General features: G+C 71.0%; 24 protein-coding genes. 15 read left to right on the forward strand and 9 right to left on the reverse strand.

Features of this window, described 5'->3' with window-relative positions; translation table 11 throughout:
• The first annotated feature begins 49 nt into the window (after positions 1 to 49).
• The 6 genes from HEP81_RS22240 (at position 50) to HEP81_RS22265 (ending at position 5,032) form a co-directional block, all read left to right on the forward strand.
• Positions 50 to 2,260 carry an MMPL family transporter gene (locus HEP81_RS22240; protein ID WP_037663577.1) on the forward strand — a complete coding sequence of 737 codons (2,211 nt, stop codon included), beginning with the start codon at positions 50 to 52 and terminating at the stop codon, positions 2,258 to 2,260.
• 149 nt (positions 2,261 to 2,409) lie between these two features.
• On the forward strand, positions 2,410 to 3,255 hold the full coding sequence (locus HEP81_RS22245; RefSeq protein ID WP_037663609.1) for a helix-turn-helix domain-containing protein: 846 nt from the start codon (positions 2,410 to 2,412) through the stop codon (positions 3,253 to 3,255).
• On the forward strand, positions 3,252 to 3,443 hold the full coding sequence (locus HEP81_RS22250) for a DUF397 domain-containing protein (protein ID WP_037663580.1): 192 nt from the start codon (positions 3,252 to 3,254) through the stop codon (positions 3,441 to 3,443). Before HEP81_RS22245 ends, HEP81_RS22250 begins: the two co-directional genes overlap by 4 nt.
• Positions 3,444 to 3,447: 4 nt before the next feature.
• A complete protein-coding gene (locus tag HEP81_RS22255; RefSeq protein WP_037663583.1) occupies positions 3,448 to 3,639 on the forward strand; it encodes a DUF397 domain-containing protein in 192 nt (63 codons plus the stop codon).
• Positions 3,640 to 3,648: 9 nt separating this feature from the next.
• Positions 3,649 to 4,170, forward strand: a complete 522-nt coding sequence (locus tag HEP81_RS22260) for a YbaK/EbsC family protein (protein ID WP_037663585.1) — start codon at positions 3,649 to 3,651, stop codon at positions 4,168 to 4,170.
• A gap of 79 nt (positions 4,171 to 4,249) precedes the next feature.
• Positions 4,250 to 5,032, forward strand: coding sequence for a hypothetical protein (locus tag HEP81_RS22265; RefSeq protein ID WP_051850696.1), 783 nt, complete (start codon positions 4,250 to 4,252; stop codon positions 5,030 to 5,032).
• On the opposite strand, the gene HEP81_RS22270 is transcribed toward HEP81_RS22265, so the two are convergent.
• Positions 5,029 to 5,472, reverse strand: a complete 444-nt coding sequence (locus HEP81_RS22270) for a hypothetical protein (RefSeq protein ID WP_051850697.1) — start codon at positions 5,470 to 5,472, stop codon at positions 5,029 to 5,031. The two genes, HEP81_RS22265 and HEP81_RS22270, sit on opposite strands and share 4 nt — an antisense overlap.
• 94 nt (positions 5,473 to 5,566) lie before the next feature.
• On the opposite strand from HEP81_RS22270, the gene HEP81_RS22275 reads away from it, so the two are divergent.
• The gene (locus HEP81_RS22275) at positions 5,567 to 6,457 is read left to right on the forward strand and encodes an NAD(P)-dependent oxidoreductase (protein ID WP_037663587.1); all 891 of its coding nucleotides are present in this window, start codon (positions 5,567 to 5,569) and stop codon (positions 6,455 to 6,457) included.
• Between the two features lie 112 nt (positions 6,458 to 6,569).
• A complete protein-coding gene (locus HEP81_RS22280) occupies positions 6,570 to 6,845 on the forward strand; it encodes a DUF1876 domain-containing protein (RefSeq protein ID WP_037663616.1) in 276 nt (91 codons plus the stop codon).
• 69 nt (positions 6,846 to 6,914) lie between these two features.
• Here the strand turns inward: HEP81_RS22280 and HEP81_RS22285 are convergent, their stop codons facing one another.
• The 4 genes from HEP81_RS22285 to HEP81_RS22300 form a co-directional block, all read right to left on the reverse strand.
• Positions 6,915 to 8,093 (reverse strand): serine hydrolase domain-containing protein, encoded by a 1,179-nt coding sequence (locus HEP81_RS22285; protein ID WP_182787995.1) that lies wholly within the window; start codon positions 8,091 to 8,093, stop codon positions 6,915 to 6,917.
• Positions 8,094 to 8,193: 100 nt separating this feature from the next.
• Positions 8,194 to 9,000: an energy-coupling factor ABC transporter ATP-binding protein gene (locus tag HEP81_RS22290; protein WP_051850698.1), complete on the reverse strand. Its 807-nt coding sequence runs from the start codon at positions 8,998 to 9,000 to the stop codon at positions 8,194 to 8,196.
• 7 nt (positions 9,001 to 9,007) lie between these two features.
• Complete coding sequence (gene cbiQ / locus HEP81_RS22295; protein ID WP_037663589.1) at positions 9,008 to 9,769, reverse strand: cobalt ECF transporter T component CbiQ; 762 nt, start codon at positions 9,767 to 9,769, stop codon at positions 9,008 to 9,010.
• 1 nt (position 9,770) lies between these two features.
• Complete coding sequence (locus HEP81_RS22300) at positions 9,771 to 10,853, reverse strand: energy-coupling factor ABC transporter permease (RefSeq protein ID WP_037663591.1); 1,083 nt, start codon at positions 10,851 to 10,853, stop codon at positions 9,771 to 9,773.
• Positions 10,854 to 11,014: 161 nt separating this feature from the next.
• On the opposite strand from HEP81_RS22300, the gene HEP81_RS22305 reads away from it, so the two are divergent.
• The gene (locus HEP81_RS22305) at positions 11,015 to 11,353 is read left to right on the forward strand and encodes an SsgA family sporulation/cell division regulator (protein ID WP_037663593.1); all 339 of its coding nucleotides are present in this window, start codon (positions 11,015 to 11,017) and stop codon (positions 11,351 to 11,353) included.
• A 9-nt stretch (positions 11,354 to 11,362) separates the two neighbouring features.
• Here the strand turns inward: HEP81_RS22305 and HEP81_RS22310 are convergent, their stop codons facing one another.
• Both HEP81_RS22310 and HEP81_RS22315 read right to left on the reverse strand, forming a co-directional pair.
• Complete coding sequence (locus HEP81_RS22310) at positions 11,363 to 13,027, reverse strand: penicillin-binding transpeptidase domain-containing protein (RefSeq protein WP_037663595.1); 1,665 nt, start codon at positions 13,025 to 13,027, stop codon at positions 11,363 to 11,365.
• Positions 13,028 to 13,164: 137 nt separating this feature from the next.
• Positions 13,165 to 13,593, reverse strand: coding sequence for a hypothetical protein (locus HEP81_RS22315; protein WP_157854664.1), 429 nt, complete (start codon positions 13,591 to 13,593; stop codon positions 13,165 to 13,167).
• Positions 13,594 to 13,930: 337 nt separating this feature from the next.
• Between HEP81_RS22315 and HEP81_RS22320 the strand changes: the two genes are divergently transcribed.
• On the forward strand, positions 13,931 to 15,040 hold the full coding sequence (locus tag HEP81_RS22320; RefSeq protein WP_182786078.1) for an IS630 family transposase: 1,110 nt from the start codon (positions 13,931 to 13,933) through the stop codon (positions 15,038 to 15,040).
• 21 nt (positions 15,041 to 15,061) lie between these two features.
• On the opposite strand, the gene HEP81_RS22325 is transcribed toward HEP81_RS22320, so the two are convergent.
• Positions 15,062 to 15,936, reverse strand: a protein-coding gene (locus HEP81_RS22325) for an IS5 family transposase (RefSeq protein WP_207748323.1) whose coding sequence is annotated in 2 segments (ribosomal slippage) — positions 15,062 to 15,543 and positions 15,543 to 15,936 — 876 coding nt in all. Because the reading frame shifts where the segments join, the coding sequence is not laid out codon by codon here.
• Positions 15,937 to 15,980: 44 nt separating this feature from the next.
• Entirely contained in the window at positions 15,981 to 17,729 is a 1,749-nt protein-coding gene (locus HEP81_RS22330; protein ID WP_037653777.1) for a dolichyl-phosphate-mannose--protein mannosyltransferase, read from the reverse strand.
• Between the two features lie 105 nt (positions 17,730 to 17,834).
• Between HEP81_RS22330 and rsmI the strand changes: the two genes are divergently transcribed.
• The 5 genes from rsmI (at position 17,835) to rsmA (ending at position 22,542) form a co-directional block, all read left to right on the forward strand.
• Positions 17,835 to 18,683, forward strand: a complete 849-nt coding sequence (gene rsmI, locus HEP81_RS22335) for a 16S rRNA (cytidine(1402)-2'-O)-methyltransferase (protein ID WP_037653828.1) — start codon at positions 17,835 to 17,837, stop codon at positions 18,681 to 18,683.
• Positions 18,684 to 18,943: 260 nt separating this feature from the next.
• Entirely contained in the window at positions 18,944 to 19,363 is a 420-nt protein-coding gene (locus tag HEP81_RS22340; RefSeq protein WP_037653776.1) for a hypothetical protein, read from the forward strand.
• 57 nt (positions 19,364 to 19,420) lie between these two features.
• The gene (locus tag HEP81_RS22345) at positions 19,421 to 20,326 is read left to right on the forward strand and encodes a TatD family hydrolase (RefSeq protein WP_037653775.1); all 906 of its coding nucleotides are present in this window, start codon (positions 19,421 to 19,423) and stop codon (positions 20,324 to 20,326) included.
• Between the two features lie 41 nt (positions 20,327 to 20,367).
• Positions 20,368 to 21,621 (forward strand): resuscitation-promoting factor, encoded by a 1,254-nt coding sequence (locus HEP81_RS22350; protein ID WP_078967260.1) that lies wholly within the window; start codon positions 20,368 to 20,370, stop codon positions 21,619 to 21,621.
• A 51-nt stretch (positions 21,622 to 21,672) separates the two neighbouring features.
• Positions 21,673 to 22,542 (forward strand): 16S rRNA (adenine(1518)-N(6)/adenine(1519)-N(6))-dimethyltransferase RsmA, encoded by an 870-nt coding sequence (rsmA, locus tag HEP81_RS22355; protein WP_037653773.1) that lies wholly within the window; start codon positions 21,673 to 21,675, stop codon positions 22,540 to 22,542.
• The last annotated feature ends 31 nt before the right edge of the window (positions 22,543 to 22,573 follow it).

The following is a 22,573-nucleotide window of genomic DNA, read 5'->3' on the forward strand; positions in this document are numbered from 1 at the left end:
ATCACCCCTGCCCTGATGAACCCCACGACCTGACCGGGAGTACGCCTCCGTGGCCACATTCCTGTACCGAATCGGCCGGCTCGCCTTCCGGCGACGGCACTTCGTCGCCCTGATATGGGTCGCGCTGCTCACCCTCGCCGGGGTGGGCGCCGCCTCCGCGCCGCCCGCCGGCAACTCCTCCTTCTCGATCCCCGGCACCGAGGCCCAGAAGGCCTTCGACCTGCTGGAGCAGCGCTTCCCCGGGATGAGCGCCGACGGCGCCACCGCGCGGGTCGTCTTCAAGGCGCCGGCCGGCGAGAAGATGACCGACAAGCTCAACAAGGCCGCCGTCGACAAGACGGTGCGCGAGCTGGGCCACGGCTCCGAGGTCGCCTCGGTCGCCGACCCGTACACCGGGCACACCGTCAGCCGGGACGGCTCCATCGCCTACGCCTCGGTGAAGTACAAGGTCTCCGGCATGGAGCTGAAGGACTCCTCGCGCGACGCGCTGAAGGACGCCGCGCAGCAGGCGCGGGCCTCCGGGCTGACCGTCGAGATCGGCGGTGACGCGCTCACCGCGATGCCCGAGGAGGGCGCGGGTGAGCTGATCGGCATCGGCATCGCCGCCGTCGTCCTCGTCATCACCTTCGGCTCGCTGCTCGCGGCCGGGCTGCCGCTGCTGACCGCGCTCATCGGCGTGGGCATCGGCGTCTCCTCCATCACCGCGCTGGCCTCCGCCCTCGACCTGGGCTCCACCACCTCCACCCTGGCGATGATGATCGGCCTCGCGGTCGGCATCGACTACGCCCTGTTCATCGTCTCCCGCTACCGCGCCGAACTCGCCGAGGGCCGCGAGCGCGAGGAGGCGGCGGGCCGCGCCGTCGGCACGGCGGGCTCCGCGGTGGTCTTCGCCGGTCTGACCGTCGTCATCGCGCTGGTCGGCCTGTCCGTCGTCAACATCCCGATGCTGACCAAGATGGGCATCGCGGCGGCGGGCACGGTCGTCATCGCCGTACTGATCGCGCTCACGCTGATCCCCGCGCTGCTCGGATACACCGGCCGCAAGGTCAAGCCGGCCGGGGAGAAGAGCAAGCTGCTCGGCGGCGGGCGCCGGGTGAAGAAGCCGGGGCGCCCCAACATGGGCACCCGCTGGGCGAGTTTTGTCGTACGACGCCCCGTCGCGGTCCTCCTCCTCGGCGTGATCGGCCTCGGCGCCGCGGCCGTCCCGGTCTCCTCCCTCGAACTGGGTCTGCCCGACGACGGCTCCCAGCCCACCTCCACCACCCAGCGCCGCGCCTACGACCTGCTGTCCGAGGGCTTCGGCGCGGGCTTCAACGGCCCCCTGATGGTCGTCGTCGACGCCAAGGGCAGCGCCCACCCCAAGACGGCCTTCAGCGAGGTCGGCAAGGAGATCAAGGGCCTCAAGGACGTCGTCGCGGTCACCCCGGCCACGCCCAACAAGGCGGGCGACACGGCGATCATCACGGTCGTCCCCAAGTCCAAGCCGTCCTCCAGGTCCACCGAGGACCTGGTGCACGCGATCCGCGACAAGGGCGCGGACATCACCGCGAAGACGGACGCCAAGCTTTTGGTGACCGGCTCGACGGCGATGAACATCGACGTCTCCCAGCGCCTGAACGACGCGCTCCTGCCCTACCTCGCGCTGGTCGTGGGCCTGGCCTTCCTCCTGCTGATCGTGGTCTTCCGCTCGGTCCTCGTCCCGCTGAAGGCGGCCCTCGGCTTCCTGCTCAGTGTGCTCGCGGCGCTCGGCGCGGTCGTCGCGGTCTTCCAGTGGGGCTGGCTGTCCGGCCTGATGAACGTCCAGCAGACCGGCCCGGTCATGTCGATGATGCCGATCTTCATGGTGGGCGTGGTGTTCGGGCTCGCGATGGACTACGAGGTCTTCCTCGTCACCCGGATGCGGGAGGCGTACGTTCACGGCGAGAAGCCGACCCAGGCCGTGGTGACCGGCTTCCGGCACGGCGCCCGGGTCGTGACCGCCGCCGCCGTCATCATGATCGCCGTCTTCTCCGGCTTCATCGGCTCCAGCGAGTCCATGGTCAAGATGATCGGCTTCGGCCTCGCCATCGCCGTCTTCTTCGACGCGTTCATCGTCCGCATGGCGATCGTCCCGGCCGTCCTCGCCCTGCTGGGCAAGCGGGCCTGGTGGCTGCCGAAGTGGCTGGACCGGATCCTGCCCAACGTGGACGTCGAGGGCGAGGGTCTGCGCACCCGGGCCGCCGACGGCAAGGAGGACGAGCGGGAGCTGGTACGCGCCTGACGTACGGCTGCCGCCTGTGAACGGCCGGTGGGGGTGCCCGTGGGGACGGGGCTGCACCCTCACCGGCTTTTTCCTTGTCCGGGGGTTGTCCCGTGCGGTCCTGGCTGCCGTGTGCGTTGTACGGGTACGGCGACGACGGGAGGTGGCACGTGAACGACGGTGTGGACGAGGCGGGTTGGGACGTCGAGCCCGGTGATGAGATCGAACCGGTGGTGCAGGCGGTGGGACGGCTGCTGAGGGTGTGCCGGGAGGCGGCGGGGCTGCGCCCCGGTGAGCTGGCGGAAGTGCTCGGGTACGGCGAGGACCTGATCCGGAAGATCGAGCGGGGCCAGCGCATTCCACGCCCGGAGTTCCTGGACAAGGCCGACCATGTCCTGCACGCGAACGGCCATCTCCGGGCCTTCATGGAGGACATGAGACGGGCCCGGTACCCGAAGAAGGTGCGCCGGCTGAAGGAGCTGGAGGACCGGGCCGTGGAGATGCTGCTGTACAGCAACCACAACATCCATGGGTTGTTGCAGACGGAGGAGTACGCACGCACGCTGTTCGGGATGACCCAGCCCGCACTGCCGGACGACGTCATCGAGCGGGAGACCGCAGGTCGCGTGGCCCGGCAGTCGGTCTTCGAAAAGGATCCCGCGCCGACGCTCGGCTTCGTACAGGAGCAGGTGACGTTGGAGCGCCCTTACGGCTCGGAGGCAGTGCTGCGTCGTCAACTGGAACATTTGCTGGAACTCACCCGGTTGCGACATGTCACGCTCCAGGTGATGCCGACCAAGCGTCACGATCATGCGGGTACCCAGGGTCTCATCGAGATACTGAAGTTCGCGGACGGCTCAGCGATCGGGCGTTCCGACGGAGCGTTTAACGGTCGCCCGGTCCAAAACCCCAGGGAACTGCGGATCTTGGAGTTGCGCTATGGCATGATCCGGGCGCAGGCTCTCCCCCCAAGGGAGTCGCAAGCCTTCATCGAGCACGCGCTGGGGAGACTATGAGCACGCCGGAACTCCACTGGTTCAAGAGCAGCTACAGCAGCAGTGGCGAGCCCGGCGACTGCGTCGAGGTGGCCACCACCCCCGCCACGATCCACGTCCGCGACTCCAAGAGCCCTCACACCGCGCAGCTGACTGTGGCCTCTTCTGCCTGGACGAGTTTCCTTGTTCTGGTCGACGAGCATCTTTAGGGTTATGAGCACGCCGGAACTGCACTGGTTCAAGAGCAGCTACAGCAGCAGCAACGAGCCCGGCGACTGCGTCGAGGTAGCCGTCGCCTCCGCCGCGGTCCACATCCGCGACTCCAAGACGCCGCACTCCGCGCGGCTGGCGGTCGCACCGTCCGCCTGGGTAAATTTCCTCGCTGTGGTCGGGGAGCGTCGTTAATGTGCCGCTATGACGACACCAGCCACTGACACCGACGGATCCGGCGCGCACCCCCGTTTCGCCGAGGCACTGAAGGAACTCGGCCTGGAGGAGGTGCTCGGGCGGGCCCGGAGGTTTCCCGAGGGGACCCGGACTGCCGTGGAGGCCGCCGCGGCCGTGGGATGTGAACTCAGCCAGATCTGCAAGTCGTTGGTGTTCGCCGCCGACGGGGTGCCGGTGCTCGTGCTCATGGACGGGGCGTCCCGGGTGGACGTGGAGCGGGTCCGGGAGGAGCTGGGGGTCACCAAGGTGGGGCGGGCCGACGCGCAGGCGGTGCGGGAGGTCACCGGCTACGCCATCGGAGGCGTGCCGCCCTTCGGGCACCGCACCAGCACCCGGGTGCTCGCCGACCGCTCACTGCTCGCGCACGACGTGGTGTGGGCCGCAGCCGGGACGCCGTACGCCGTCTTCCCGATCGGACCGAAGGAACTCGTCACCCACGCACAGGCCACCCTCGTGGACGTGCGCGAGCGGCCCGCCGACGGGGTGTGATCGCGCCGCGAGCGAGTCGTTTCCGTCAGGGACGGTTGTAGCGGTCCCATCAGAGGTGCTTCCCTGCCACCCTGGTGCGATGGCAAGCGAACTCCCGCCGGGGCGCCCACCGCGAGTCCTCAACCCGCTGTGGATCATCGCGCTGTTCCTGGGGCTCTCGGAGACCACGGTGGGTATCGCCGCCGCTGAGTCGAGCGGCTGGGTGCAAGGGCTGCTCGCGGTGTTCGCCGTCTCGTTTCCCCTCCTGGTGTCCACCGTGTTCTTCCTCATCCTGTGGCAGCGGCCGGAGGTGCTCTACGCACCCGGGGACTTCCCCGAGCACGTCCCGATCAACACCTACGTGGACGGCATGCGCCGGCGGGCCGCGCATGATCCCGACATCATCCAGGCGGTCGTCAACGACACGCTGCGGGTGGTGCTGCCCGCGGCTCTGGAGAGTCCCTCGGACGCCTCCGATGTCCTGGAGGAGGCGATGGCCTCGGCCGAACAGGCCCTCGCCGAGCGCGTTCTGACCGTCGACATCAGCCCCATCACGAAGGCCCCCGGAGACACGTACCGCTGCACGGTCTTCAGCACGCAGACGGTGAGCGGCTTCCTCGACGCACTATGGGCGGACGCCCTCGACGGCTTCGTCCGACCGTTCAGATACGGCCGGGACTGGGTGCTGGTCGACCGGCGGAGCAAGCGGCAGCTCAGGGATCTGGGCTCCGACTGGGCCTGGAAGAACGCCATGGAAAGCGACGAGAGGCTCCTCAGCGCAGTGGGCATCACCCCCGGGTCCCACCTGGTCGCCGTGCGCCTGGACACCCCCCGCCACCACCTCCCCCACCCCACCGAACCCCGCGCGACCGCGCGCAACTAGGTCTTGTTGATCCGCCAGGCGATCATGCCCGCAGCGCCGGGTTTCCCCCGCACATCGACCTTGAGCGCGCTTTCGGCCGTCAAACGCTCGAAGACCACGGACCCGTCGCAGGGAACCGCCTTCTTCCCGGCCGCGCCGGCCGACGTCACGACGAGCTCCGCGGCCCCCTTCCCGACGCACACCACGGTGAGCTTGCAGGCCGCGCCGTGAGTCAGACCGGGCTGCGTGTGCACCCCGCCCGAGACGCGTTCGACGCCCGACTCGACCATGGAACTGCCGCCGTCACTCGCCGCGTCGAGCGCGGACTGCGCCTGCGCCGTGAGCTTTCTGTCGGCCTGGGCGCCGCCCCTGTGGTGCGTAGCCGCAGGCGCGGGGTCGCCCTTCGCTGAGCAGGCGGTGAGCAGGAGCGCCGGTATCACGGCGCTGACCGAGAGCCGCACCGGTCCGTGCCGTCGCATTCGTTCTCCGGTTCCTGCGGGGCTTCCCGTGGTACGGGAAGCTGGAGACGACACACTATGACTTCAGGGAGCGCCAATGAGTGACAAGCCGATCGTCAGCGTCCTGGGTACCGGCATCATGGGCGCCGCCATGGCGCGCAATCTGTGCCGGGCGGGGCTGGAGGTGCGGGCCTGGAACCGTACCCGGGACAAGGCCGAGCCGCTGGCCGCCGACGGAGCCCGGATCGCCGACACCCCCGCCGAGGCCGTCGAGGGCGCCGATGTCGTCCTGACGATGCTCTACGACGGCAACACCGTCCTGGAGGTCATGCGGGAGGCCGCCCCCGCACTGCGCCGCGGGGCCGCCTGGGTGCAGTCCACCACCGCCGGGTCCGAGCTGATCGGCGACCTGGCGGCCTTCGCCGACGCGCACGGACTGCTCTTCTACGACGCCCCCGTGCTCGGCACCAAGGAGCCCGCCGAGGCCGGGAAGCTCACCGTGCTGGCGGCCGGGCCCGAGGAGGGGCGCGCGGCGGTCACGCCGGTGTTCGACGCGGTCGGCGCCAAGACCCTGTGGACCGGCGAGGACGGGGCCGAGGGCAGCGCCAGCCGGCTGAAGCTGGTCGCCAACAGCTGGGTGCTCGCCGTCACCGCGGCCACCGGCGAGACACTGGCCCTCGCCAAGGGCCTCGACGTCGACCCGCAGAAGTTCTTCGAGCTGATCGGCGGCGGCCCGCTCGACATGGGGTACCTGCGGGCCAAGTCCCAGGTGCTGCTGGAGGGGAAGCTGACCCCGGCGTCGTTCGCGGTCACCACCGCCGAGAAGGACGCCCGGCTCATCGTGGCCGCGGGCCAGGGGAACGGCGTACGCCTCGACGTGGCCGAGGCCACCGCAGAGCGGTTCGCCCGCGCGGCCGCGCAGGGGCACGGCCAGGAGGACATGGCCGCCGCGTACTTCGCCAGCTTCGAGGAGAAGGACGGGAACTGAGCCCGGCCGCCGAGATGACGTGCGCCGCGCCCGGGAGCACCCTGGAGACAGCCGGAATGTGCGTTGCCCGGAGGTGGCCGACATGACGCAGACCATGCAGCAGACGCAGACCATGATGCACACCGCTGTCGGGTGGCATGTCGAGCTGGAGTTCGAGGAGGACGGTCAGCACACGCGCGCGGCGGCCCTGGTCCGGTTGCCCGACGGCAGCGAGGTGAGGGGGCACGGACACGCCAGCCGCCATCACATCGACCATGACCAGCCCAGGGTCGGCGAGGAGATCGCCGGGGCCCGCGCCCTCAACCAGATCGCCATGGAACTGCTGAACAAGGCGCACACGGAGATCGACGCGGATTCGGGGCGTACCTCGCACCCGATCCACGTCTGAGCCCCCAGGCCCAGCCCAGCCCGCAGCCCCCAGCCCCGAGCCGCGACCCGGGTCCTGAGCGCGGCCGGGTCACGCCTCCAGCGCCACCTTCAGCGCCCGTACCAGCGCCTGCGCCCTCGGGTCCGCCGTCACGCTCTTGCGGAAGCCGTTGGTGACATAGCCGAACGCGACGCCCGACTCCGGGTCGGCGAAGGCGAGCGCGCCGCCGCGGCCCGGGTGCCCGAAGGAGCCGGGGGACAGGAGCGGGGACGCGCTGCCGTGCAGCATGTGGCCGAGGCCGAAGCGGGTGGCGACCACGAGCACCCGGTCCGGTCCCGCCGACTGCTCCGCGCGGGCCAGCTCCACCGTCTCGGGCGTGAACAGCCGTACCCCGCCGTCCACTTCGCCGATCAGCGACGCGTAGACGCGGGCCAGTCCGTCGGCCGTCGCGATGCCGTTGGAGGCGGGCAGGGCGGCGGCGCGGTACGCGGGGTCGTTCTCGTCCGGGAGCGGGGTGATCGCGGCGAAGGCGCGGCGGGTGAGCGAGTCCGGGTCGGCGTAGGCCGCGGACACCGAGCGCTTGGGCCGCAGCTTCAGCCCGCCCGCCGACTGCGGCGCCTCGATGTCCCCGACCCGTCCGACGCGCCCCCGCTCGGCCTCGGGCAGCCCGAGCCACAGGTCCGCGCCGACCGGCCCGGCGATCTCGTCGGCCAGCCACTCGCCCACCGGGCGCCCGGTGACCCGCCGGACCAGTTCCCCGATGAGCCAGCTGTACGTCTGCGCGTGGTACCCGTGGTCCGTGCCCGGCTCCCACACCGGGGCCTGCGCGGCGACGGCCGCCGCGCCGAGGTCCGGGTCCGCCGCCTCGGCCGGGGTCAGCGGACGGTCCAGGACGGGCACGCCCGCGCGGTGCGCGAGCAGATGGCGTACGAGGGTCCGCTCCTTGCCCGCCGCCTTGTACTCGGGCCAGTACGTGCCGACCGGCGCGTCCAGGTCCAGCTCCCCGCGCTGGTGCAGCAGCAGAAGCCCGGCGGCGACGACGCCCTTGGTGGCGGAGCGCACGATCTGGGCGGTACCGGACTCCCAGGGGGCCGTACCGTCCACGTCCCGGGTGCCCGCCCACAGGTCGACCACCCGCCGTCCGTCGCGGTACACGGCGACCGCCGCGCCGTGCTCCCCGAGCAGGGCGAAGTTCGCCGCGAACGCCTCCCTGACCGGCTCGAAGCCCTCGGCCACCGTGCCGTTCACGACCACGTCCCCGCCCTCCATGTCCCGCATTCCCTTCCGCTCGCCTGCGACAGTGGGTGCAACAGCGGGTGTGGGCCTGCGATTCCTCGGCGAGTTCAGGCGTCCGTTTTCGTTGCCTTTGTCACTCGGGGTCCGTCACCCGAGTCTCTGCCACCCGCGGGTCGAAGCCGAACGGCAGCTCCAGGCGGTGCGCCCGCATCAGCTCCTCGTCGGACAGCAGGCCCGCCGTCGGTCCGTCGGCCACGATCACGCCGTCGCTGAGGATCAGCGAGCGCGGGCACAGCTCCAGGGCGTACGGCAGGTCGTGTGTGACCATCAGGACCGTGACGTCCAGCGAGCGCAGGATGTCGGCCAGCTCGCGGCGGGAGGCCGGATCGAGGTTGGAGGACGGCTCGTCCAGGACCAGGATCTCCGGCTCCATCGCCAGCACGGTCGCCACCGCGACGCGCCGCCGCTGCCCGAAGGAGAGATGGTGCGGCGGCCGGTCCGCGAAGTCCCCCATGCCGACCCGGTCCAGGGCGCCTCGTACGCGCTCCGCCAGGGCGGCCCCCCTGATCCCGGCCGCCGCCGGGCCGAACGCCACGTCCTCGCGCACCGTCGGCATGAACAACTGGTCGTCCGGGTCCTGGAAGACGATGCCGACCTTCTGCCGGATCGTCGCCATGTGCCGTTTGCCGACGGGCAGTCCGGCCACGGTGACCGCACCGGCGCCGCCGCCGAGGATGCCGTTGAGGTGCAGCACCAGGGTGGTCTTGCCGGCGCCGTTGGGGCCGAGCAGCGCGACCCGCTCGCCGCGCCCGATGGTGAAGTCGACGCCGAACAGGGCCTGATGGCCGTCGGGGTAGGCGAAGGCGAGACCGGAGACCTCCAGCGAGGCGGTGGTCGCACCGGCCGTACCGGTCGTACTGGTCGTACTCACAGAGTCCATCCCGGATTCACAGGGTCCATCCCAACAGGCAGACGACGAGGGCCGAGCAGGGGAGCGCGAGGGCGCGGCGCCACTGCGCGGGGGAGGCGGTGGCCTCCTCGATGACCGGCATCGACCCGGCGTACCCCCGGCTCACCATGGCCAGATGCACGCGCTCCCCGCGCTCGTAGGAGCGGATGAACAGCGCGCCGGCGGACTTGGCGAGCACCCCCCAGTGCCGTACGCCCCGTGCCTCGAAGCCGCGGGAGGCGCGGGCGATCCGCATCCGGCGCATCTCGTCGGTGATCACATCGCCGTAGCGGATCATGAAGGAGGCGATCTGCACCAGCAGCGGCGGCAGCTTCAACCGCTCAAGACCCAGCAGGAGTTGGCGCAGCTCGGTGGTGGTCGCGAGGAGCACGGAGGCGGCGACGCCGAGGGTGCCCTTGGCGAGCACGTTCCAGGCGCCCCACAGCCCGTTGACGCTCAGCGAGAGTCCGAGCACCTGCACCCGCTCGCCCTCCGCGACGAACGGCATCAGCACCGCGAACGCCACGAAGGGCACCTCGATCAGCAGCCGCCGCAGCAGGAACCCGGCGGGCACCCGGGCGCCGCGCGCCACGGCCGCGAGCAGTACGGCGTAGACCCCGAACGCCCATATCGCCTCGCGCGGGGTCGAGACCACGACCAGCACGAAGAGGAGGGCGGCCGCGAGCTTGGTGTGCGGCGGGAGCGCGTGCACGGGCGAGTCCGCGTGCCGGTAGAGGCGATGGGCGTGGCCCGCACCCATGTCAGAGACCGTGGCTCACGGGCGGGACATCGGTGTCGCGGCGCCTGCGCACCGCCCAGAACACCGCGCTGCCCGCGACCACCGTGACCCCGACCCCGATCACGCCCGCGAGCCCACCGGACAGGCGTGCGTCGGAGACGTCCTTGACGCCGTAGTCGGCGAGCGGGGAACCGGCCGAGGCGTGCTCCCTCGCCCGGGTGTCGATCCCCTTGTCGTGCGCGACCTTCTCCAGGCCGTCGGGGCTCGCGGAGGCGTAGAAGCTGACGAATCCGGCGAGCACGAGGGAGGCGACGAGACCGGTCACCCACACCTTGCGCCGCGAGGTGGGCGCCGCCGCGGGGGAGACGGGGGAGGCGGGCGCGTCGACCAGTTCGCCGTCCACCCGCAGCCGGAGCCGCTGCCGCAGCCCGCGCGCGCCGTGCACCAGGTCCGGGCGTACGGCGATCACGGCGCCGACCGTCAGCGCGGTGATCACCGCCTCGCCGACGCCGATCAGCACGTGGACGCCGATCATGGCGGTCGCGACCTTGCCGATCGAGACGTCGGTGGTGCCGCCGACCGCGTAGATCAGGGTGAAGGCGCAGGCCGCGGCCGGCACGGAGACGAGGGCTGCGACGAAGGAGGCCACGGTCACCGAGCGGCGCCCCCGGGGCAGCACGGCTAGCAGGCCGCGGAAGACGGCGTACGACACCACGGTGGTGACCAGCGCCATGTCCGTGATGTTGACGCCCAGCGCGGTCAGCCCGCCGTCCGCGAACAGCACGCCCTGCATCAGCAGCACCACGGACACACAGAGCACACCGGTGTACGGGCCGACGAGTATCGCGGCCAGCGCCCCGCCCAGCAGATGGCCGCTGGTGCCGGCCGCCACGGGGAAGTTCAGCATCTGCACGGCGAAGATGAAGGCGGCCACGAGACCGGCCAACGGTGCGGTCTTCTCTCCCCCACGCTCGGCTTCGCTCGCGCGGGAGGTGCCCCCAAGTTCCCGTCGGGCACCGCGCAGGCTCACCGCGAGGGCGCCGGCGGCGATCACTCCGGTGACGGCGGAGGTGGGGGCGTCGATGAATCCGTCAGGTACATGCACCGTTTGATTTTAGACGCTTGTTGCGAACCCTTTGCAAGTACTGGGTACTCGCCTCCTGCTCGGGGGGCGGCTCGGGCGAAATGTGCGACATTGGAGAGGAAACGGTTGAAAGTGGATGAAGTGGCTTTCGTAGGCGTCACTCAGGGTGAAAGGGCGTTCCCATGTCTGTGATCGAGCAGTACGCGCGCGCCCATGTCGTCACGGACGACGAGGACCCGGGAGCCGTCCCGGTACGGCTGCGGTACGACCCCGAGGACGATCCGCGCTCGGTACGGATCGATCTCCCGGGCGCCCATGAGTGGACCTTCTCCCGCTCCCTGCTGGAGCGCGGGCTGCGGGCACCGGCCGAGAGCGGCTCCGTACGGGTGTGGCCGTGCGGCCGGGTCCAGGCGGTCGTGGAGTTCCACTCCGACCAGGGGGTCGATGTGCTCCAGTTCGACTCCAAGGCACTGATCCGCTTTCTGCGCCGGACCTACACGGCCGTGCCCGTACACAACTGACCGGTCCGGTCAGCCGCCCTTCTTGAGCAGGTCCGCCACGATCGGGCCGGCCGTGTCACCGCCGTGCCCACCGGCCTGCACCACGCCCGCGGCCACCAGGTCGCCCCGGTAGGCGGTGAACCAGCCGTTCGGCTTCTTCTGCCCGTCGACCTCGGCCGAGCCGGTCTTCGCGCCGTAGTCCGGGCCGAGGCCGGCCATCGCCTTGGCGGCCGTGCCGTAGTCGGCCGTGAACTTCATGACCTCCTTGAGCTGGGACTGCGTCTTCGCGGACATGGTGCGCGCGGCCGTCGCCAGGGTGCGGTGGTCCACGTCCGGGGAGACCAGGTACGGCTGGCGGAAGCGGCCCGACTGCACGGTGGCCGCGACGGAGGCCATGTTCAGCGGGTTCATGCGCACCCCGCCCTGCCCGATCAGCGAGGCACCCATCTGCGCGCCGCTCTGAACCGGGACGGAGCCGTCGAAGGTGGGCACGCCGATGGCCCAGTTGTCCATGCCGAGGCCGTAGACCTGCTGGGCCTCCTCGGTCAGATCGCTGTTGGAGAGCTTGGGCGCGAAGTTGATGAAGGCGTTGTTGCAGGAGGCGCCGAAGGCGGTCTTGAAGGTGCCCTTCTTGATCTCGGAGTCGTCGTCGTTGTGGAACGTCCAGCCCGCGAGCTTGTATGTCTTGGGGCAGGGGTGCGAGGCGTCCGGGGTGATGAGCTTCTTCTCGAACAGCATGGTCGAGGTCACGATCTTCATCGTGGAGCCCGGCGCCAGCGAGCCCTGGAAGCCGACGTTGAAGCCGTGCTCGCTGTTGGCGACCGCGAGGATCTCGCCGGTGGAGGGCCGCAGGACGACCACGGAGGCGTGTGTCCGCTTGCCGACCTGTGCCTCGGCCTCCGCCTGGAGGGCCGGGCTCAGGGTCGTCTTCACGGTGCCCGGGGTGCCCTGGCTCAGCGTCACCAGCGTCTTGTCGGACAGCTTCGCCTTCTGCGACGCCTTGCCGCGCACCACGCGCAGCTCCACGCCCGCCGTGCCGCCCGCCTTCTTGCCGTACTTCTCGCGCAGCCCGTCCAACACGGTGCCGAGCGAGGGGTACTTGGCGGCCGTCAGCTCGCCGCCGTCGCGGTCCAGGGCCTTGACCGGCGGGGTGCCGGCGTGGCCGGTGACCAGTGTGTCGCCGTCCCGCAGATCGGGCTGGACGACGGAGGAGTGCCAGTCGACCAGCGGCTTGCCGTCGCTCGCCCGCCGTACGACGGTGAGCGAACTGCCGTACGCCAGCGGCCTGGAGACGCCCTTGTACGCCAGCGTCGCCTTGACGGAGAAGGGCACCTCGGCGCCCTTGGCGGTGCCCGGGGTGAGTGTGACGCCCGTGAGGTGGGCGTCCTTGCCGTAGCCGGTGAGCAGGGCGGTGGCGGCCGAGGCGTTGTCGGTGGCGGCCGCCGCGTCGGCGACCCGGCCCTGCTGCCAGGAGGTGAGGAAGGCGGTGGCGGCGGTGTGCACCTCGGCCGCGCTGAGGGGGCCTGTCTTGACCTGCTTGTGGTGCGCGGTGGCGCTTGTCTCACCGGCCGCCGAACCGCCGTCGTACAGCGCGTAGGCGGTGAGTCCGGCGCCGCAGACGACCAGGGCGATGACTCCGCCTATCACGCCGGGCGGCGCGATGCGCCGTTCGGCGGCCCGTCTCCTCTTCCCCACAGCCTCTGCTCCTCCGCGCTTCCCAGGGTCCCCCGCCCCTCGACTCCCCAACGACGGCACTCACCCTAAAGTCCTGAGCGGGGTGGGTGATGTCTTCGGTCATTCCGTAGCACGGTTGCGACAATCGGACCGGAAACTCAGCCCAGGAGAGCGCGGAATTGCTCGATGTTTCGGCGGCGCATGGTGAGGAAGGCGAGCCAGGAACCATCGGCGTAGTGCACCCGGAAACGCGCCATCAGCTGAAGCCGGGGCCGCCGTTCGACCCGCGCCACCCACGCCCTGGGCACCTCCCACACCGGCGTGCCGTCCAACGGCTTCACCAGCCCGACCCGCTGGTCGGTGACGCGCAGCAGCAGCGCCCCGGACGTGGCCGGCATCTGCGACGCGATGCCGCCCGCCATCCCGCCCTGCGCGCCGACCTGGCTCATCAGATCGTTCGCGAGCACACCACCGAGGTTCACACTGACACCCTTGGCCCCGGCCGCGGGCACGACGGAGGCGTACGCCAGGAGCTGTTCCCCGGCCGCCAGCTGATTGCGCACGGCACGCTCACGCAGTTCGGACATGCTCATGATCATAGGCGGCGTTCTTCGCTCGGGGGTCAGGTCGTCCCTGGCGAGAAGTTTCTTCAGGACGCGCGCCGAGCGCCACACCTTGAAATTCACGCCCCACCTCGCGCCCTGCTCCTTCATCATCGGCAGCAAGGCGCCCGAAAGCGCGGCGAAACTCAGGACAGGACCAGGTCAGGATCGCCGGCCAGATGGTGTTCTGGGGGACGCCTTCCTCGGCGCCGTCTGCGTGTCGGTCTTTTGTCGAGGGCCTCGCTCCTCAAGAGGTGCTCATCGCCTGTTTTGGGTCTGCCCAGCTAGTGTCCTGAGTCCTTGATCCATCGTTGGTCAGGACATGGGACGTCCTGGGCCGAGACTGGCCGAGTTGGTGTTGTCGGATCACGAGCGGCGGGTGCTCGGTGGGTTGGTGCGGGGGCAATCGACGCCGCAGGCTCTGGCGTTGAGGGCCCGAATCGTGCTGGCGTGCGCCGAAATGGAGCCTGATGGACTGCCCCGGTCGGCCAGTTCGGTGGCCGCTGCCGCCGGGGTGACCACGGAGACGGTATCCAAGTGGCGGGGCCGTTTCCTCAGAGACCGGCTGGACGGCCTGGGTGACGCGCCCCGCCCGGGCCGGGAGCGGACGGTCACCGATGAGCAAGTCGCCGAGCTGGTCCGGATGACGCTGGAGACGAAGCCGAAGAACGCCACGCACTGGTCGACACGCTCGATGGCCGAGCGGGTCGGCCTGTCCCAGTCCACCGTCTCCCGGGTCTGGCGGGCCTTCGGCCTTCAGCCCCACCGGGCCGAGTCATTCAAGCTGTCCACCGATCCATTCTTCGTCGACAAGGTCCACGACGTGGTCGGGCTCTACCTCGACCCGCCCGAAAGGGCACTGGTGCTCTGCGTCGACGAGAAGTCCCAGATCCAGGCACTGGACCGCTCTCAGCCTGTGCTGCCGATGATGCCCGGTGTCCCGCAACGGGCCAGCCACGATTACGTGCGCGCGGGCACCACGACGCTGTTCGCCGCTCTGAACACGGCCACCGGCAAAGTCATCGGCTCACTGCATCGCCGCCACCGCACTGCCGAGTTCAAGAAGTTCCTGGCCAAGCTGGAGCGCGAGATCCCGACCGGCCTGGAGGTGCACCTCGTCCTGGACAACTACGCCACTCACAAGACCGAGACGATCAAGAAATGGCTGCTGGCCCATCCCCGTTTCCAGCTGCATTTCACACCCACCGGCTCGTCCTGGCTGAACCTGGTCGAGCGGTGGTTCGCCGAGCTGACCAGCAAGAAGCTCCGCCGCGGCGTCCACCGCTCCGTCCAGGCCCTCGAACGAGACATCCGGGCCTGGGTCGCCGACTGGAACGACAACCCTCGCCCATACGTCTGGACCAAGACCGCCGATCAAATCCTCGAATCCCTCGCCAGCTACTGCCGACGGATCAAAGACTCAGGACACTAGGGCGTGTTGTGAAAGTGCTGGTCAAAGCCACTCGTTGATGGCTGCGACCAGCACTGTCGCTTCGTAGCGGACGGCGAGTTTGTCGTACCGAGTGGCGACGGCCCGGTGGCGTTTGAGCCGGTTGATCCCGCACTCGACCGCGTGCCGCTGCCTGTAGTCGTCCTTGTCGAACGCCGGTGGACGCCCGCCGCGCGAGCCGCGCTTGAGGCGGTTGCGGACGCGGTCCGCAGGGACTGGGATGGTGGCTTTGATGCCGCGTCTGCGCAGGTAGGAGCGGTTGCTGCGGGAGTCGTACGCCTTGTCGGCCCGCACCCGGTCCGGCCTCTTGCGCGGCCTGCCGAGTCCCAGCCTCGGAACCCGGATGGCTTCCAGGACCGCTTCGAACTGCGGGGAATCGCCCCGCTGTCCAGCCGTGATCACGACGGACAAGGGCTTCTGCCCCTGCTCGACCGCGAGGTGGATTTTGCTGGTCAGCCCGCCGCGGGATCGTCCGAGACCGTGGTCGGCCGGCTCGACGAAGATCCCGCCGGGCGGTTCCTTCTGGAGATCCCCCTTTTCACCGCGCCGGCAGCGTGCTGGTGAGCCCGGCAGACGGTGGAGTCGACGTTCACGTCCCAGGTGACCAGGCCCTCCGCATCGGCCTCGGCCTGGAGCTGGGTGAGGATCCTCGCCCAGGTGCCGTCCCGCTGCCAGCGCCGGAACAGGTCATAAACCCGGTCCCACGGCCCGTAGCGTTCGGGCACGTCACGCCATGGGGCACCGGTCCGGGTCCGCCACCGTATGCCGTCTATCAGCTGCCGCCGCGTCCACACCTGCGGACGACCCGGCTTGATGCCTTGCGGCAGCAACGGCTCAAGCCGGGCCCACTGGCCGTTCGTCAGATCCCCACGTCCCACGAAAGGTGATCATCAACGAACAAGATCCACTTTCGCAACAGACCCTAGACCCAGGTGTCCAGCCACATCCTCGCCCGCCAGCTGTCGATCGGGATCGCCGTGCCGGTGAACAGGGGCCAGAAGTAGATGAAGTTCCAGGCGATCAGCAGGACCAGGACGCCCGCAGAGGTGGCGCCGACCACGCGGCGGGTGTCGCTGGAGCCCGGTGGGCCGAGGATCGCGCCGATCATCATGGCCACGGCCAGGCACAGGAACGGCACGAAGACGACCGCGTAGAAGAAGAAGATCGTCCGCTCCTGGTACAGGAACCAGGGCAGATAGCCGGCCGCGATCGCGCAGGCGATGGCACCGGCCCGCCAGTCGCGGCGGAACGCCCAGCGCCACAGGATGTACACGATCGCGAAGCAGGCCGCCCACCACAGCAGCGGTGTGCCGAGGGCCAGCACCTCGCGGGCGCACTTCTGGCCCGCGTCCGCCGGGCAGCCGTCGGTGCCGGGGGAGGGGGACTCGTAGAAGTACGAGACCGGGCGGCCCAGCACCAGCCAGCTCCACGGGTTGGACTGGTAGGTGTGCGGGGAGTCCAGGTGCAGATGGAACTCGTACACCTCGTGCTCGTAGTGCCACAGGCTGCGCAGCCAGTCCGGCAGGAAGGACCAGGCGCCGCCCCGGCCGTCGGTGATCGCCCAGTTGCGGAAGTAACCGCCCGTGCCGTTGGTGGGGGAGAGGATCCAGCCCAGCCAGGACAGCAGGTAGACGGCGACGGACACCGGGACCGTCGCCAGGAAGGTGATGCCGAGGTCGTGCTTCAGGACCGCCAGACGCGGGTAGCGGGCGCCGGCCACCCTGCGCGCGCCGACGTCCCACAGCACCGCCATCACACAGAACGCGACCAGGATGTACAGGCCGTTCCACTTGGTGCCGATGGCCAGGCCCAGCATCAGCCCGGCCGCCCAGCGCCAGGGGCGCCAGCCGAGCCGCACGGAGTCCGCGACCTGCGCGTTCGGGCGGACCAGGCCGTCCGGTCCGACGGGCAGCGCGGCGGCCAGTCTCGCCCGTGACCGGTCCCGGTCGATGAGCAGACAGCCGAACGCGGCCACCACGAAGAACATCAGCACACCGTCGAGCAGCGAGGTACGGCTCATCACGAAGTGCAGCCCGTCCACCGCGAGCAGGGCGCCCGCCAGACAGCCCAGGAACGTCGAGCGGAACATCCGGCGCCCGATCCGGCAGATCATCAGCACGCTCAGCGTGCCCAGCAGCGCGGTCATGAACCGCCAGCCGAACGGGTTGAACCCGAACATCAGCTCGCCGAGCCCGATCACGTACTTCCCGACCGGCGGATGCACCACGTACGCCGCGTCCGCCGGGATCGCGAGATGCCCGTGCGTCTGGAGGACCAGGTCGTTGGCGTTCTTGTCCCAGTTGACCTCGAAGCCGCGGTGGACCAGCGCCCACGCGTCCTTGGCGTAGTACGTCTCGTCGAATATCACCGCCCGCGGGCTGCCCAGGTTCCAGAACCGCAGCAGGCCCGCGACCAGCGTCACCAGCAGCGGCCCCACCCAGCCCGACCAGCGGTTGATCCGGTCGGCCAGCACGGGCGGGGCGCCGAGCGCCCGCCACAGCCGGGGACCGGGCTGCGGGTACGGCGGCACCAGCCGGTCCCGGACGTCGCCCTCGGGCGTGTCCTTCGCCGGCGCGTACCCGAACCGGCGCAGCCGCTGCTGCCACGGCGGCCGCCGGTCGTGCGGCGCCTGGCCCTGCCTCAGATCCATGGAGGACGCGGTACTGGTCACCGCGCCATCGTAGGGAACGGTGCTGTGCGAGTCCCGTGCATGCGCGGCGCGGGCCGCGAAGCGGTCGTTTTCCTCCGGCTCGCGGACCCCTGCGAGGATGGGGGCGTGACTGGAACCCTTGTCCTCGCAGGTACCCCCATCGGCGACATCGCGGACGCGCCGCCCCGGCTGGTGAAGGAGCTGGAGACCGCGGACGTCATCGCCGCCGAGGACACCCGGCGGCTGCGCCGGCTCACCCAGGCGCTCGGTGTCACACCGGGCGGCCGGGTGCTGTCGTACTTCGAGGGCAACGAGTCGGCGCGCACCCCCGAACTGGTCGAGGAGCTGGTCGGCGGGGCGCGGGTGCTGCTCGTCACGGACGCGGGCATGCCGTCGGTGTCCGACCCCGGGTACCGGCTGGTCGCGGCGGCCGTCGAGAAGGACATCCGGGTCACCGCCGTACCCGGGCCGTCCGCCGTGCTCACCGCGCTCGCCCTGTCCGGGCTGCCCGTGGACCGGTTCTGCTTCGAGGGCTTCCTGCCGCGCAAGGCGGGCGAACGGCTCTCCCGGCTGCGCGAGGTCGAGGGCGAGCGGCGCACGCTGGTCTACTTCGAGGCCCCGCACCGCCTCGACGACACCCTCGCCGCGATGGCCGAGGTCTTCGGCGCCGAGCGGCGGGCCGCGGTCTGCCGGGAGCTGACCAAGACGTACGAGGAGGTGCGCCGGGGTCCGCTGGCCGAGCTGGCGAGCTGGGCCGCGGAGGGGGTGCGCGGCGAGATCACGGTCGTGGTCGAGGGCGCGCCCGAGACCGGCCCGGAGGAGCTCGACGCGGCGGAACTGGTGCGCCGGGTGCGGGTGCGCGAGGAGGCCGGGGAGCGGCGCAAGGAGGCGATCGCTGCGGTGGCGGTGGAGGCCGGGTTGCCGAAGAGGGTCGTGTTCGACGCCGTTGTGGCAGCGAAGCGAGCCGATCAGTGAGGGGTCTGCCCGGACGCGGGGCTTGAGTAAAAACTGCCCTCTGAGCAGGGATCTTCTCGGATGAGCGAATCGGCCAATGGGCGGCAAAAGGCTGTCGCCATTGGCAAAGCGCACAGGCGGTCCGCGGGGGCGTTTCGGCAAGGAAGACTCAAATCGACTCCAACACTCGACAGCCCCGGTGCATTCGCGTCGGCGAAGGCGTCCACTGGTCGAAGGGACCCCGCTCAGGGGTGCTCGTCCAGCGGAAACGAGGAGCTGGCATGAGTGAGATCGCAGGGCAGACCGGCCTCCGCGGTACGGCCACAGCCGTTGTTCACGAGTCGTATTCATTCGCCTGCATGCGCTGCGGGCACGGCTGGGAGCAGTCGTACGAGATAGAGCACCACACGGACGCCGACGGGCAGCAGTACGTGCGGTACGTGGCCGACGGGCACGTCGTGCCGTCGCCGCTGCGCAGCCCCAGCTGCCAGAACTGCGATGGCCATGTGCTGCGGATCATGCGCGCCGGACAGGTGTCGTCGGTACGGGGCACGGACGCCCGGCGCGGCTCGCCGCTCGCCGGGCCGGTGGAGGTGCCGCAGGTGCCGGGCGCCGGTGAGGGCGCGGGGGCCGCGGCCGGGACGCCGCACCACTGGCATCTGTCGGACCTGCTGCACCCATTCCAGCGCAAGGCGGGCTGAGCCCCCCGGCCTCGGGCGCCGGAGCCCGGGGCCGCGTCCCTTTCGTAGGATCGGGACATGCCTTCGAACGCCGGCCAGAACGGCTCCCCGGGCGACAAGAACGCGGCACCGCCGCCGCCCGCACCCCTGCGGGTGCCCGTCGCCGACTCCCACACCCACCTCGACATGCAGTCCGGCACCGTCGAGGAGGGCCTGGCGAAGGCCGCGTCGGTCGGGGTCACCACGGTCGTCCAGGTCGGCTGCGACATCGACGGCTCCCGATGGGCCGCCGAGACCGCGCGGACGTACGAGAACGTGCACGCCGCCGTCGCCCTGCACCCGAACGAGGCCCCGCGCATCGTCCACGGCGACCCCGACGGATGGTCCCGCAAGGGGGCCAGGGAGCCGGGCGGGCAGGCCGCGCTGGACGAGGCGCTCGCCGAGATCGACCGGCTCGCCGCGCTGCCCCACGTCAGGGGCGTCGGCGAGACCGGCCTCGACTACTTCCGGACGGGCCCCGAGGGCAAGGAGGCCCAGGAGCGGTCCTTCCGCGCGCACATCGAGATCGCCAAGCGGCGCGGCAAGGCGCTCGTCATCCACGACCGCGAGGCCCACGCCGACGTGCTGCGCGTACTCAAGGAGGAGGGTGCCCCCGAGCGCACCGTCTTCCACTGCTACTCCGGCGACGCCGAGATGGCGGAGATCTGCGCCCGCGAGGGCTACTTCATGTCCTTCGCGGGCAACGTCACCTTCAAGAACGCCCAGAATCTGCGCGACGCCCTCGCCGTCGCCCCGCTGGAACTGGTCCTCGTGGAGACCGACGCGCCCTTCCTCACCCCGGCGCCGTACCGCGGACGGCCCAACGCGCCGTACCTCGTTCCGGTCACCGTGCGCGCCATGGCCGCCGTACGCGGCATCGACGAAGACGCGCTGGCGACGGCCCTGAACGCGAACACGGCCCGCGCCTTCGACTACCCGGCATAGCCCCCCTTTCGTAGCGTTCCGTAGTCGCGTCGCTTTGGAGAGTGGCCGAGGCTCCGCTAGGTTCTGCCCCCGATCCGGACCTTTCGGCCCCTGTGGAGCGTGTCGGCGTGAGCGGTAAACGGCGGTTGGAGACCTGCGCGTCGCCGGAGCGGCGCGGTGGCCGGCGTGCGCGCCGGCGCGGGGCGCGGGCGGCCGAACGGCCGGACTCCCTGGTGCGCCGGCTGCTGCCGCAGGCGCTGGTGGTGGCCTTCCTGGCCGGCGGCACCACCGCGTTCGTCGCACAGGACCGGGCGATCCGGCTCGATGTCGACGGCCGGCCGCGGGCGCTGCACACCTTCGCCGACGATGTGCACGCGCTGCTCGCCGAGGAGGGCGTCCAGGTGGGCGAGCACGATCTGGTCGCGCCCGCCCCCGACACCCCGCTCGCCGGCGGCGACGCGATCGCGGTGCGCCACGGCCGCCCCGTGCGGCTCACCCTGGACGGCCGACCGCACCAGGTGTGGACGACGGCGCGGACCGTGGACGGGGCGCTGCGGGAGCTGGGGGTGCGCGCGGAGGGCGCGTATCTGTCGGCCTCGCGCTCCCAGAGCATCGGCCGCGCCGGGCTCGCGCTCGATGTGCGCACCGAGCGGACGGTCACGGTCATGGCCGACGGGCGCGCCCGCACCATCCGCACCAACGCGGCGACGGTCGGGGAGGCCGTCGAGGCGGCCGGGGTCACCCTGGGCGCCGACGACATGCTCTCCGTCCCCGCCGACAGCTTCCCGCGCGACGGCCAGACCGTCACGGTGCTGCGGGTGACCGGAGGGCGGGAGGTCCGCGAGGAGGAGATCCCGTTCCGCACCGAGCGGACGTACGACCCCACGCTGCTCAAGGGCACCGAGGTCGTCGCCAGCCCCGGGCGCCCCGGGCTGCGGCGGATCACGTATCTGCTGCGCACGGTCAACGGGGTGCGCCAGGAACCGCGCCGGGAGGGGACGGAAGTGGTGCGCAGGCCGCGGCGGCAGGTGGTGAAGGTCGGCACCAAGGCGGCGCCCCGCTCGGCCGCGGGGGTCGACGCGCTGAACTGGCACGGGCTCGCGGTGTGCGAGTCCGGCGGCGATCCGCATGCGGTGGACGCCTCCGGGACGTACGGGGGTTTGTACCAGTTCGACGCGCATACCTGGCACACGCTGGGGGGCACGGGGCTGCCCCAGGACGCGTCGGAGTCGGAGCAGACGTACCGGGCGAAGAAGCTGTACGCGCGGCGGGGGGAGAGCCCCTGGCCGCACTGCGGGGAGCGGCTGCACGGGTAGGTCCGGGGGCGCTTGTCAGGGGCGCCCACCGGCGCCCCGTACCCTTGTCCCGTGAGTAGCCCCGCCCCCGACGCCCTCCTCGGCCCCGCCGACATCCGCGAGCTCGCGAGCGCGCTCGGTGTCCGGCCCACCAAGCAGCGCGGCCAGAACTTCGTGATCGACGCGAACACGGTCCGCCGTATCGTCCGCACCGCCGAGGTCCGCCCCGACGACACCGTCGTGGAGGTCGGCCCCGGGCTCGGCTCGCTCACGCTCGCGCTGCTGGAGGTCGCCGACCGCGTCACCGCCGTGGAGATCGACGACGTCCTCGCCGCCGCTCTCCCCGCCACCGTCGCCGCCCGGATGCCCGCCCGCGCCGACCGCTTCGCGCTGGTCCACTCCGACGCGATGGACGTCACCGAGCTGCCGGGCCCCGCCCCGACCGCGCTGGTCGCGAACCTGCCGTACAACGTCGCCGTCCCCGTGCTGCTGCACATGCTCGCCACCTTCCCGAGCATCGAGCGCACCCTGGTGATGGTGCAGGCCGAGGTCGCCGACCGCCTCGCCGCCGCACCCGGCTCGAAGGTGTACGGCGTCCCGTCCGTGAAGGCCAACTGGTACGCCGAGGTCAAGCGGGCCGGCGCCATCGGCCGCAATGTCTTCTGGCCCGCGCCGAACGTCGACAGCGGGCTCGTCTCCCTGGTGCGGCGCACCGAGCCGATCGCGACGACGGCCACGAAGCGGCAGGTCTTCGCGGTGGTGGACGCGGCCTTCGCGCAGCGCCGCAAGACCCTGCGGGCCGCGCTCGCCGGGTGGGCCGGTTCCGCGGCCGCCGCCGAGGCCGCCCTGGTCGCCGCCGGGATCTCCCCGCAGGCCCGCGGCGAGTCGCTGACGGTCGAGGAGTTCGCCCGTATCGCCGAGCACGCCCAGACCGGCGCCTGACGCCGGCCGCCCGCACAGTCCAAGGAGCCCA

Origin of the sequence: Streptomyces griseofuscus, from assembly GCF_014673495.1 — a bacterium.
Taxonomy (GTDB): Bacteria; Actinomycetota; Actinomycetes; order Streptomycetales; family Streptomycetaceae; genus Streptomyces; species Streptomyces murinus.